Raw genomic sequence first — 462 nt, 5'->3', positions numbered from 1 at the left:
CGGCGACGAAGCGGCCGCGCAGCTTGCCCTGCTGCGTCAGTTCGTCGAGCGTCGGCGCGAAGCGTTGGCCGATCTGGAAGTGCAGTTGGCCACCCTGCCGACCGAGCCGGCACAGCACGCGGAGAGTTTGCCATGAACAGCCCCGAGCGCTTGCCGTCCGAGACGCACAAACCGATCACCGGCTACCTGTGGGGCGGACTGGCTGTGCTGACTTGCCCCTGCCACCTGCCCATCCTCGCTGTCGTGCTGGCCGGCACAACCGCCGGTGCTTTCCTCGGCGAGCATTGGGTCATCGCGGCGCTCGGTTTGACCGGCCTGTTCCTTCTGTCCCTGTCGCGGGCGTTGCGGGCATTCAGGGAAAGAGAATGAGCGCTTTCCGGCCGGATGGATGGACGACGCCGGAACTGGCCCAAGCGGTCGAGCGCGGGCAGCTTGAACTGCACTACCAGCCCGTCGTCGATC

General features: G+C 66.9%; 1 protein-coding gene and 1 pseudogene. Both read left to right on the top strand.

The features are described 5' to 3' along the window. A pseudogene (locus ACR6JA_RS22000) lies at positions 1 to 136 on the top strand (transcriptional regulator MerD); the annotation flags it as partial. After that, entirely contained in the window at positions 133 to 369 is a 237-nt protein-coding gene (merE, locus tag ACR6JA_RS21995; RefSeq protein ID WP_070700474.1) for a broad-spectrum mercury transporter MerE, read from the top strand. The pseudogene ACR6JA_RS22000 and the gene merE, both read left to right, overlap by 4 nt. Positions 370 to 462 lie beyond the last annotated feature (93 nt).

This window comes from Cedecea sp. B1(4), assembly GCF_059414925.1.
Note: the sequence above shows the minus strand (reverse complement) of the source record. Positions and strands in the feature narration are given on the sequence as shown.